General features: G+C 71.2%; 7 protein-coding genes. 3 read left to right on the top strand and 4 right to left on the bottom strand.

Annotation, left to right across the window (positions count from 1 at the left end):
* Positions 1 to 69: 69 nt before the first annotated feature.
* Together C8E97_RS19230 and C8E97_RS19225 are read right to left on the bottom strand one after the other, a co-directional pair.
* A complete protein-coding gene (locus C8E97_RS19230; protein WP_121006966.1) occupies positions 70 to 1,287 on the bottom strand; it encodes a DUF6239 family natural product biosynthesis protein in 1,218 nt (405 codons plus the stop codon).
* Between the two features lie 4 nt (positions 1,288 to 1,291).
* Positions 1,292 to 1,861, bottom strand: coding sequence for a hypothetical protein (locus tag C8E97_RS19225; protein ID WP_121006965.1), 570 nt, complete (start codon positions 1,859 to 1,861; stop codon positions 1,292 to 1,294).
* A 1,628-nt stretch (positions 1,862 to 3,489) separates the two neighbouring features.
* Here C8E97_RS19225 and C8E97_RS19220 point away from each other — a divergent pair.
* On the top strand, positions 3,490 to 4,218 hold the full coding sequence (locus C8E97_RS19220; RefSeq protein WP_211347076.1) for a helix-turn-helix transcriptional regulator: 729 nt from the start codon (positions 3,490 to 3,492) through the stop codon (positions 4,216 to 4,218).
* A 225-nt stretch (positions 4,219 to 4,443) separates the two neighbouring features.
* Here the strand turns inward: C8E97_RS19220 and C8E97_RS19215 are convergent, their stop codons facing one another.
* Positions 4,444 to 5,454: an enediyne biosynthesis protein gene (locus C8E97_RS19215; RefSeq protein WP_121011891.1), complete on the bottom strand. Its 1,011-nt coding sequence runs from the start codon at positions 5,452 to 5,454 to the stop codon at positions 4,444 to 4,446.
* 5 nt (positions 5,455 to 5,459) lie between these two features.
* Complete coding sequence (locus C8E97_RS19210) at positions 5,460 to 7,421, bottom strand: CRTAC1 family protein (protein ID WP_121006964.1); 1,962 nt, start codon at positions 7,419 to 7,421, stop codon at positions 5,460 to 5,462.
* 1,121 nt (positions 7,422 to 8,542) lie between these two features.
* Here C8E97_RS19210 and C8E97_RS19205 point away from each other — a divergent pair.
* Both C8E97_RS19205 and C8E97_RS19200 read left to right on the top strand, forming a co-directional pair.
* Positions 8,543 to 9,373 carry a p-hydroxycinnamoyl CoA hydratase/lyase gene (locus tag C8E97_RS19205; protein WP_121006963.1) on the top strand — a complete coding sequence of 277 codons (831 nt, stop codon included), beginning with the start codon at positions 8,543 to 8,545 and terminating at the stop codon, positions 9,371 to 9,373.
* Positions 9,370 to 10,914, top strand: coding sequence for an AMP-binding protein (locus C8E97_RS19200; protein WP_121006962.1), 1,545 nt, complete (start codon positions 9,370 to 9,372; stop codon positions 10,912 to 10,914). The genes C8E97_RS19205 and C8E97_RS19200 overlap by 4 nt, the downstream gene beginning before the upstream one ends.
* Positions 10,915 to 11,056 lie beyond the last annotated feature (142 nt).

Raw genomic sequence — 11,056 nt, 5'->3', positions numbered from 1 at the left:
GGGGGTGCGGGCGGGCGAGGGTGTGGGGAGGGGGAGTGAGCAGGGAAGGTGTGGGCGAGGGGTGAGGGACTAGGGGGTGGTCAGCCAGGCTGCCAGGCCGGAGGTGGTTGGGGCTTCGCCGGGGAATGCGTCGGCCAGCACTTCGGCGTAGCGCTGTGCCTCGGGGGTCGTCAGGTCGGGCGGGGTCAGCCACGGCGCGCGGTGGTCGGTCCGGGCGTCGCCGCCCAGTGCCAGGACCGTCGGCGCGGACGGGTCGACGGTGTGGCCCAGGCGCGCCGCCTCCGCCCGCACCACCTCCTCCGCGGCGACGGCCCGCGGCGAGCGGTCCGTTACGACGGCGAACGGCCCACCGATCGCGGCGACCTCCGCTCGCAGCGCCGCCGCGTCCGCGTCGGTCAGCCGCGGCCACGGCAGGTCGCCGCGCCCGCCGGCCAGCTTGGCGGCCAGCACGGCCGACGCGTAGTCCGGGCCCTCCGGCCCCCGCACGTCCGGACCGGTCCACGCCACGCGCCCCGGGTCGACCGCGACGGTGGTCCGCTCGCCCGCCCGCTCCAGCCACAGCTCGCCGCGACCCTCGGCCAGCCACACCAGCGCCCACCGCCCGGTGGTGCCCGCGCGCGGCCGGGCGGGCACCAGGCTGAACGGCGCGTTGCCCACGGCCAGCGCGGTGTCCGTGGTGTGCACGATGTTCCAGCCGGGCATGTGCGGCACGACCAGGACGTCCACCGGGTCCTCGCCGAGCGCCACGCGGGTCAGCAGCGGGTCGCCGGTGGCCGGCGTGGCGAGCCGCCCGGCGACCGTGACGTGCGCCAAGCCGGTCAGCAGCGTCATGCCCAGCGCCGCGCCGGCGAGCCGCACCGCCTTCGTCGGCGGGCACAGCGCGAGCCACGCCACCGCGATGAACGCCGCCATCAGCGTGATGTAGGCGAACGAGGACGGCGGCCCGGAGAACCACGCGCCTGCGGCGGCGGTCGCCAGCACGGCCACCGCCGCCACCGACCGGCCCAGCACGGGTCGTTCCCCGCGCTGCACCGGCGGCAGGACGAACAGCACGATCACCACCACTGCGGCCGGTCCGGACAGCCACGTGGCCTTCGCGGTGAGCAGCACCGCGAAACCGCCGAGCCCGGCGACACCGGTGACCACTCGCCGCGCCAGGGCGCCGGAGGCGGTGGGGAGGAACGGCCTCGCGAGCGCCCAGCCCGCGACCACGGTCACCGAGCCGAGCAGGACCAGCCGCAGCAGCGTGAAGCCCAGCGGCAGGCCGATGGCGCCGTGGTTGTGCACGTCCTCAGGCCGCCGCGCGGTCGGGCAGCGCGCACGTGCACTGCATCTCGGAGCGCTCCTCCGGCGTCGGCCGCATGTGCATCACCATCGCGATGACCATCGGGATGAACACCAGGGTGTTGTAGAACAGGTGCAGCTCCACGCGCGGGATGATCAGCTGGATGACGCTCGTCGGGACCGGCTTGTCGAGCAGGTAGGCGCCCGTGGACGCCTGGATGATCAGCAGCAGGTGCTCCAGGTGGTGCCAGAACTGGAGGCCGAGCGTGATGGCCCACCACTTCTTCGAGCGGCCGACGAAGCCCTTGCGGAGCAAGAAGATGCCCACGAGCATGATCAACGCGAACCCGTAGTGCATCACCTCGGACGTGACCAGCCAGGGCCACCACAGCCCGAGCGCGCCCTTGGCGGCCGGCACGGGCCAGTCCAGCACCCAGATCTGGACGGCCTGGGTGATGTGCTCGACCCAGTGCGCGATGACGATCAAGAGGAAGAGGAAGAGCGCCTTCTTGTGCTGGTGCTTGTTGAGCGAATTGCCTGCGGCGTGGGCATGAGCGTGTGCCTGTGCGTCGACCACGGTTCCTCCTGCTGCGCTCAACGGGAGCGGGTGCATTCCTTGACCAGTCAAGTTATCGGCTGTCCGACGTGCCGAGAACGCCTTCGCGCGGATACCGCAAGCACGGAGAAACCCGCCGGCCACGTACCGCCACACCGGATCGCTGACCCCGACGACAGGACGGACGGCGCGACGGGCGTCCGGTTCGCCCCACCGTGCCGCGAACGCCCTTGCGGCACGGGCGGAACGGTGAGCGGGCCTCCGTCCGCACGCCGCGGGGTTCGGGTTCCCGAGCCGGTGTGCCGTCGTCCGAACGGGGCTTCGTCCAACCGGTAACCGACGTGATCGCTCGACTCCGCAGGGGATCGCCTCTTCGGCGGAGCGCCGCGCCGGGGCCGTCGGGCGGTGCCGGTGCCGTACTCCGTGCCCGAACGGGCAGTCGGTTCGACCCGATGGGGCGCCGGTCATCGGGTACGTTCGGCGGGCGGGAGCGGGTCGTCCCGGTGCCGCGCGGCGTGCCGCGCGGACTGGTCGCCGTTCCCGCCCGGAGGGTGTTCCCGCTGCCACGAGGGGGTGCTGATGACCGCATCGGGTCGTCGGTCCGCGATGGGCGTCGGAGTTCCCGCGATGCGCGTGCCGTCCGGCGCCAGACCCGGCGGGCGCCACCGCCGACGCCCACCCTCCGGCCGCCGGTCGACGGGCGTGGCCGTTCCGGGATCGCGCCGCTGACCGGTGCCGCCGGACGATCGCGTCCGGTCGGCTCGGGTCCTGGGGTTCGCGGTGCCCGCGTCGGGCGAGGTCCCGGTCGACGCGGAGGTGCGGCGACCTCCGCGCGTTCTCCGCGTCGGTCCGAAGTGGACGGTCCCGGTGGGGTGCGGCGCGGGCGTGGGTGGCGGTCGGATCGTCGGATGGCTCCTCCGACGGACATGGGATGTCCTCGGCATTCCGGGGCCGTGCTCCGGGTCGCCCGACGGGTGCGCTGGCGGTGGCGCGACCGGCCGCCGGCGCTCGTGGAAATGGCGGGTGAAGTGTCGGCGGCCAGGGGTTGGCGATGGGCGTAATGTCCGGCGTGCCGAGCCGCCGCCGATCCCGGCCGGCCCGGCGCGGGCGGTGGCGCAACTTCGTCGTTGCCGACCCGGAAGATCGTGCGGACGTATGTTCGAGAGCATTCATCATGGTGGCGGCCGGACCGCGGCGGAGCAGGTCGACCGCCTCGGCCGGGCCGGCGACAGGGTGTTACCCGCTCTCACCCAAAAGGCGTAAGAAACGGTGGCTGTATGCGTCGTAAATGATTCTTGGGTCACCCTCCGAAATAGACTGACCGGGCCATCGCATGATCGTCCGGACGTTGTGCGGGCGATCATGAAATGTGCCCTCGCGCCCCGTCTCTGCTGCTTGCGCAGGCTGTCGACGGACTGGTAGCTTGCAAAAATCGGAGGTTAATGGTCAACGCTGGGGGCCGCCGAGGGAGTAGTCGAGAGTCGGGGCGCGAGGATGCGTCGGTTCGCCGCGGTACGGTCCACCCGGATGGACGCGCGCTCCCGCGCGGTCGACCGGGTCAGGCGTTGTTCCGCCTTTCAGGTAAGCTGCGAATGGGGGTCGTAGTGGAGGAAGTAATAAAACGGGCGGTTGGTCGCGTCATAGAATTCATGCACGAGAATATCGGCGAGCAGTTCACGATAGACGACATGGCCCGTACGGCGATGTACAGCAAGTTCCACTTCTCTCGGGTCTTCCAGCGGGTCACCGGCGTGCCGCCGGGCCGTTTCCTCTCCGCGATCCGATTACAGGAGGCCAAGCGATTGCTGGTGTGCACCTCCTTGACCGTCACCGACATCAGTCATCGGGTGGGTTACACGAGCGTCGGCACGTTCAGTTCGAGGTTCCGCAGCAGCGTCGGCGTCTCGCCGACGGTGTACCGACAACTGGGCGGGTCCACGCCGCGGGTGCCGGTCGCGTGGCGCGGCGCGGACACCCACACGTCCACCGTGCAGGGCAGGATCGACGCGCCGCTGGGGAGTGCGCCTGGACTGATCTTCGTCGGGCTGTTCCCGGACCTCATCCCGCAGGGGACGCCCATCGACTGCTCGGTGCTCCACCGGCCGGGCCCGTACGTGCTGACCAACGTGCCGCCCGGCACCTGGTACCTGATGGCCAGCTCCGTCCCGCCCGAGGGCGGGCCGAGGCCCGGTCGCAACCGGTTCGCCGACGACGGCGCGCCGCACGTGGCGGCGTCCGGCCCGATCACCGTCCGCGCGGGGAGCCCGGTCAAGCAGGTGGATTTGAGCCTGCGCCCGATCGGCGCGCTGGACCCGCCGGTCCTGCTGGCACTGCTGGACGTCCGCTCCGTCGCCATGTCCGCGGAGGCGGCGAGCTGACGATCGGAGAACACCGCGAAGGCCCATCGTCCCGAGTGGACGGTGGGCCTTCGTCATGGTGAGGGAGCGGTCCGGCGGCCCGGTCAGGACTCGCTCCGCCACGGCTCGCAGGTGTGCCCACGCATGAGCACGGGAGCACACCCGAGGGTGTGCTCCCGTGCTCATGCGTGGTCGTGACCGAACTGCGTCACGGACACCGGACGCGGCAGCGTGGCTGCGGCCCGGTCACGTGCGCGCGACCGCGCTGTGCTTGGGAGCGCCGTTGCGCACCGGCTCCACAGTGGACTCTTCGACCGGCGCGGTCGGTTCGGCCTTGCGCTGCTCGGCGAGGACCAGGGCGCGGTTCTTGTCCACGAAGTGCAGCGCCCACAGGAAACCACCGCGGATGAGGCACACGATCGCGGTGGCGAAGAAGATCCCGTAGGGGATGCTCATGCCCATCAGCGCGCCGTACACGACCGCCACGCCCGCGCCGAACGCCATCTGCGCGGCCGGTTTGGACGGTGACGTGCCGGGGTCGGTCACCATGTAGTTGGTGAACAGGATGAACGCGACACCGGTCATCATGCTCAGCCCCGACGGGATCGACACGTCCAGCAGCACGCCCCGGACCACGGCCTGTAGCGCGAAGGCCACCAGCCACGCCATGATCAGCCACAGCCTGCCGGTCAGCATCCCGTTCAGCATCGAGCCCGCGACCAGGATGATCAGCGGGATCACCCAGTCCCAGAACGTGCCCACGTGCTCGGTGAAGTGGTAGGGCGGCGCGATCGAGGCCCACGGGAACAGCAGCAGGACGATCGTGATGCCGAAGTTCGACGGGTTCATGTAGTGGCGCATCCGCCCGCGCACCGGCGCGCGCAGCACCCACTTCGCGCCCACCGCGACCGTGACCGCGAAGATCATCACCCACAGCTGGTCGTTGACGTAGGTCAGCATGTTCACCGCGAGGCTGGTGATGTGCGCCGGGTACAGGAACTCGATCACGCCCTTGGCCCCGTTGCCCGCGAACCGGGGCGCGCGGCCCTCCTGCCGGGCGGAGATCAGCTCCAGGGCCAGCTCCACCGCGTAGCCGGTGGCCAGGGCGATGAACGGCCACAGCCACGGCTGCTCGAAGCCGAGCACGGTGTAGCCGAAGATGTTCAGCACGCTGATGGAGATCGCGAAGCGCCGCAGCGCCGTGGTGATCTTGGCGTCGTGCCGCGGCGGGCCGGCCGCCGTCGTGGTCTCGGCCATGTCCGTCACTTCTCCTTGGCCTGGTCGCCGAGCTGGATGCGGTGCCGGCCCGGACTCAGTGTCATCTCCTGCTCGTGGACGTCGCCGTCGCGGTCGCGCCACGTGAGGTGCGCCCGCACGGGGCGGTCGTCGGAACCGAGGCCGAAGTGCACCTCGTGGCTGCGCTTGCCGGAGTGGCCGCTGCCGCCGTCCACGCGGTTGATCAGCTTGCGGCCGTCCGCGGTGGTGACCGTGACCTGCGCGCCGATGACCGGCGAGCCCGCGCCGGGGAACGCGCCCGCGGTGGCCCCGCCCTCGTGGGTCAGGTCCAGGGCGAGGAACCCGTTGTCGGCGGCGCCGGTGTTGCGGTAGAAGACCGGGTCGTCCCACTGCCGCGAGATCGCCATGTCGAGCCGCCCGTCGCCGTCGACGTCGCCGGTGGCGATGCCGCGCGTCGGCACCGGGACGTCCAGCCCGAGGTCGGGCGACAGGTTGGTGAAGTGGTCGTGCCCGTTGCGGGCGAAGAAGGCGAACCGCTGGTGGCCGCCGACGTCGTCACCGGGGCCGACGATCGGCCACCACAGCGGGTTGCGCAGCAGGGCGTCGTTCGCCGTCGCCAGCTCCTGGAGCTGGGGCCAGCGGTTGACCTCGCCCTTGACGAACCCGGTCGCCTGGGCCACCTCCAGGTCGCCGTTGTTGTCGAAGTCCGCGAGCTTCACGTCCCAGCCCCAGCCGGACCAGGCCAGCTTCAGCGGCGCGCTCTCGTCCTCCCAGACCGCCTCGCCCCGCGCGAGGTCGGCGGTGACCGCCTTCAGGTCCCTCTGCGTGCTCAGGAAGGCGAAGTGCGACTCCTCGATGCCGAACGACGTCGTGATGTTGCTGACGTACATGTCGTACACGGCGTCGCCGTTGAGGTCGCCGAAGTCGATGCCCATGCCCTTGAAGGAGTCGACGCCGACGTTCTTGGACTTGGGCTCCATCGGTCCGCGCGAGCCCTCCACCACCCGGAACCTGATGGCGCCCGGCGTGGACTCGTTGTACAGCAGGCGATCCGGGCCGAAGTCGTGCGCCAGGTACAGCTCGGGCAGCAGGTCGCCGTTGACGTCGTTGGAGCTGGACGCCAGCGCCCAGCCGTGCGACGCGTCGGCGGGGATCGCGCCCTCGGCCTGCTCGAACCGCGCCGTCGGCTCGTCGCCCGCCGAACCGCCCGTCCAGCGCAGCAGGTAGTCCGGCCCGCCGTTGAGGGCGTTGGACATCGAGTCGTTCATCTCCACGCCCGTGCTCTTCGCCGGGTCGAGCACCGGGCCCTCGGGGAAGTAGTTCCCGATGTAGATGTCGTCGTGGCCGTCACCGTCGAAGTCGGCGACCGTCGCGGAGTTGGAGTTCCACTCGGGGCCGTCGTAGCGGCCCGAGGTCCTGCCCGGCACCAGCTCGGTCGCCCGGTAGGCGTCCGCGCCCATGCCCTTCGCGCCCGCCCTCGCCAGGTGGAGGATCGGCGTGCGCCCCCACAGGTAGACCAGGAGGTCGACGCGACCGTCCTCGTTGAAGTCGCCGGGCACGCAGCCCATCGGCGCCATCACGTCGTTGACCGGCAGCGAGCCGGCGTCCAGCGTGAACGCCTCGTAGCGCCGCTGCTCGCCCGGCTCGGGCGCGGGCGTGACGACGACCTGGTCGATGCGCACGTCGACGTAGCAGATGTCGTTGGACAGGCCGTCGCCGTCGAGGTCGTTGAGCGCGATCGCCGAGCCGACCGACGAGATCCACGCGTCGATGTGCTGGTAGCGCTGGTTGACCCGGCGCACGGTCTGCTGGGTGTACCCGCCGGGCAGGTCGATCGTCTCGGGCTTGAACCCGAAGCCGGCCGCGAGGTCCTGCCTCTCCCGCGCCGACAGCTCCGGCAGCCGGGCCACCAAGAACGTGGCCGCGACGAGCACGAGGGCCATGACACCGGGTAGTTGCCTGCGCAGCCAACTGGCTGTGGAGGTCACAAGCTGACTCCTTCCTGGTGGACGGGTTCCACGGCGATGGGACGCCCCCCAGGTCGGGAACGCGGGCACCTCGCCGCCGCCGATCGGCGGCTCGGCGCGCACGTCCCGGTCGACGAGCGGGGCGTGCGCGGCGGCACCGCCTCGGGCGGGTGGGCGGCTCCCGGCACCCGGGTCGTCGCCCACCCGGTGCCGACGCGGGCACCGGCCGCACGGCGCGGCCGGTGGGGGGACATCGGTCGGACGGTCGTCGGGAATTCGCTCCGCGAGGCGCGCGGTGCACTCAACCCTGCCCCCCGATTCGGTCGGCTCGTCTTCGGACGAGCGAACGGGAAAAGCGTTGCAGGGCGCTCGTCGGGCCTGCTACTTCAAACTTGCTCACCGGCCCGCACGGTCCGCACGGCCATTCGGCGAGGTCTGTTCGGGCATGTGCCGACGGGGTCGCCGTGGTTTTCGGGGACGATGACGACCCGGCCCGGTCGCGACGCGGGGAGTGCTTTCAAAGTGCCACCGGTTTGCCGCGGTCGGCGCGCCGGTCGCGGCCCGCTGCCGACGTACGGGGGAATTGCCCTGCGCTGGGCGGGTGCCGCCGGTATCGGGCACGGCGCATTCGCGGGCCGGCGGCGCGGGGGATCGGTGCGCTTTCGGGTGATCGAATCACCGACTCGGTCTCGCGGCGGTGGCGCATTGTCCGCGACGTGCCGGCGTCCGGTTTATCCGATATTGCCGTGGATTGCGGAGGATGTCCGTCGAGTACGACCCCGGCGCCGGCGGGTCCGCTTCTGCTGGCGTGCGGACACCGGGCCCTACCAGCGGATGGAGTCGTCCCCGGCATCGCGGCGGCGCGGTGTGCGCGCCGCCGCCGACACGTCTCCGCCGCTCTTCGGTCGAGGCGGCGCATGCGCCGACCGGTTCGCGGGCGCGCGATGGGAACACCTCGCCGGCCATCCCTGCGCGGCCGGCTAGGCAAGCCGCGAGAAGCCAGGCGAATCCCGGACGTGTGATCCTCGTGCTGCGGGTCGCGTCACCGGAGAAGGTGTGTCCGCGGTCGGCCCGAACCCCTTCGGTCAAGCGGTCGATATTCGTGTGCGCGGGTAATCCGTCGAGCAGAAATAGGGGCAGACATGATCACGCTGGAAACTGTGGAAGTCGAGATCGAGGGGCCGCGGGCCACCATTCACCTGAACCGGCCGGACAAGAAGAACGCGATGAACCCGCAGATGCACCGGGACATGAACCAGGCCCTGGACGCGATCGAGGAGGCGGGCACCGTCAAGGCGGTGGTGATCACCGGGAAGGGCGACAGCTTCAGTTCCGGAATGGACCTCGAAGAGTGCTTCCTCCAGCCCTTCGACGACCCGCAGCTGTTCTACCGGACCAACCTGGTGGCGCTGACCTGGTTCAAGCGCCTCAAGGCGTTCCCGGCGGTGACCATCGCCAAGGTGAACGGGTTCGCGTTCGGCGGCGGGTTCCTGCTGACCGGGCTCTGCGACCTGGCGGTCGCGGACGAGGCGGCGCTGTTCGGGCTCTCCGAGATCAACTTCGGCATCTTCCCGGCGGGCGGCGCGACGTGGGCGGCCACCCACAACCTCGCCCGCAAGCAGGCGCTGTACTACATCCTCACCGGTGACACGCTCACCGGCCGGGAGGCGGAGCGGCACGGCCTGGTGAACAGGGCGGTGCCCGCGCAGGAGCTCGACGAGGCGACCGAGCGCATCGTCCGCAAGATCGTGAAGAAGAACCCGATCACGCTGGAGCTGGCCAAGCAGGTCTACGAGCGCACGACCACGATGGACCTGCCCACGGCGATCGACTACGACCAGGCCAAGCTCTGGGAGCTGTCCCGGCTGAGCGGCAACGAGTGGATCAACGTGGCGCTCAAGCAGTTCGAGGAGCGCGCCTACCAGCCCGGCCTGAGCACCTACCAGCGCGCGGAAGCGGACGTGGCGCGATGATCTTCCGCGGTCCGAGCGTCGACATCCCCGACACGTCGCTGACGTCGTTCGTGCTCCGGGGAGCGGAGCGGTACGGCGCCAGGGTGGCGACCGTGGACGTCACGGGGCGAGGCCGGTACACGTACGCGGAACTGGCGTCCGCCGTGCGCCGCGCGGCGGCCGGGCTCCGCGCCCGCGGTTTCGGCAAGGGCGACGTCCTCGCCGTGCTCGCGCCGAACGTGCCCGAGTACCCTGTCGTGTTCCACGCCGCCGTCTCGGCCGGTGGCGCGGTCGTGGTGCTCAACCCCCTCGACACGGCCGACGACCTCGCGGCGCGCCTGGCCGAGGCGGGCGCGCGGCTGCTCGTCACCGTGCCGTCCGAGGTGGTCAAGGCCACCGCGCTGGTCGGCCGCACGGCGGTCGCGGAGGTCGTCGTGCTCGGCGAGGCGGACGGCGCGACGCCGTTCGCCGCGCTGCTCGCCGACGACGCGCCGATGCCCGACGTGCCCGTCGACCCGGCGCGCGACGTGGCGGCCGTGCTGCACTCCAGCGGCAGCACGGGCCACCCCAAGGGCGTGCTGCTGACGCACCGCAACATGGTCGCCAAGGCGCTGCTGACGAGCCTGGTCGCGCCCACCGGCGAGGACGCGCGGGTGTTGGCGATGCCGCCCTTCCACCACGCCTTCGGGCTCACCATGATGATGAACGCGAGCCTGCTCCAGGGCACGACGCTGGTGACCATGCCGCGGTTCGACCCGGAGGCGTTCCTGCGGGCCATCCAGGAGCACCGCATCACGCACCTGTACATCGTGCCGACGATGGCCGTCCTCCTGGCGCGCAGTCCCCTGGTCGACCGGTACGACCTGTCGTCGCTGCGGTCGATCGTGTCCGGCGGCGCCACGCTCGACCCGGCGATCGCGGCCCTCGTGCGGCGGCGGATCGGCTGCCACATCGCCCAGGGCTACGGCCTGACGGAGTCGATGGTGTCGTTCATGCAGCCGGAGGAGCCGACGCGGCCCGCCTCCGTCGGCCTGCCCGCGCCCGGTGTCGAGTACAAGGTCGTGGACGTCGACACGGGCGCGGAGCTGGGGCCGCGCCGGAACGGCGAGATCCTCATCCGCGGCCCCCAGGTGATGAAGGGCTACCTCAACGCCGCGGAGGCCACCAGGGACGTCCTGGACGACGACGGGTTCCTGCGCACCGGCGACCTGGGCTACGCCGAGGACGACGGGGAGCTGTTCATCGTGGACCGCATCAAGGAGCTGATCAAGTACAAGGGCCAGCAGGTGTCCCCGGTCGAGCTGGAAGCGGTCCTCCTGACGCACCCCAAGGTCGCCGACGCCGCGGTCGTCGGGGTGCCGGACGAGGAGGCGAGCGAGGTGCCGAAGGGCTTCGTGGTCGCCAAGGAGCCCGCCACGCCCGAGGAGATCATGGCCTTCGTCGCCGAGCGCGTCGCGCCGTACAAGAAGATCCGCCAGGTCGAGTTCGTCGACCGCATCCCGCGCACGCCGGTCGGCAAGGTGGAGCGGCGCAGCCTGAAGGAGCGGGACCGCGCCGCCTGACCGGCGCGCCCGTGGCGGTCACGGCGCAAACGTCAACCTGGAAGAAGCGCCCGGTCGATTCGGATAGGACCCTGGTAATGGTGCGGCCCGTCCGGAATGCCGGGGCCGCCACGACCCAGTGTGGTTTTCGAGTTTCCGTGGG

The sequence above is a fragment of the Saccharothrix australiensis genome, from assembly GCF_003634935.1.
Lineage (GTDB): Bacteria > Actinomycetota > Actinomycetes > Mycobacteriales > Pseudonocardiaceae > Actinosynnema > Actinosynnema australiense.
The sequence above is the reverse complement of the archived record's forward strand: the minus strand, read 5'-3'. Positions and strand labels throughout refer to the sequence as shown.

Excerpts from the sequence above, each read along its gene's own strand:
- C8E97_RS19200 (WP_121006962.1), top strand. The coding sequence starts at position 9,370 with ATGATCTTCCGCGGTCCGAGCGTCGACATCCCCGACACGTCGCTGACG.
- C8E97_RS19220 (WP_211347076.1), top strand. The coding sequence starts at position 3,490 with ATGCACGAGAATATCGGCGAGCAGTTCACGATAGACGACATGGCCCGT.
- C8E97_RS19215 (WP_121011891.1), bottom strand. The coding sequence starts at position 5,454 with ATGGCCGAGACCACGACGGCGGCCGGCCCGCCGCGGCACGACGCCAAG.
- C8E97_RS19205 (WP_121006963.1), top strand. The coding sequence starts at position 8,543 with ATGATCACGCTGGAAACTGTGGAAGTCGAGATCGAGGGGCCGCGGGCC.